We start from the raw sequence: 235 nt of genomic DNA on the forward strand, positions 1-235 counted from the left end.
GTCGCTCATGAAACCGACGGGCACGACCGCCACGGCTTTCCGACCACGTTCGGGCAGCTCGCCGATGACATCGCACACATCGGGCTCGAGCCACGGCTGGGAAGCGGGGCCCGAACGCGACTGGTAGACGAGTTCCCACGAGACCTCTGCCGCCTCGGGGATGCTCTCGCGGACCCGGTCCATGACCCAGGCGGCGACCGCGAGATGCTGCGCCGCGTATGCGCCGCCCTCACCC

General features: G+C 69.8%; 1 protein-coding gene. It reads right to left on the reverse strand.

The genetic code is table 11. The annotated features are described in order from the left end of the window. The coding region (locus SB773_RS34680; RefSeq protein ID WP_410595095.1) for a ferrochelatase at positions 1-235 on the reverse strand (235 nt) is incomplete at both ends.

This window comes from Bacillus sp. SIMBA_074 (genome assembly GCF_046534555.1).
Taxonomy (GTDB): Bacteria; Bacillota; Bacilli; order Bacillales; family Bacillaceae_G; genus Bacillus_A; species Bacillus_A mycoides.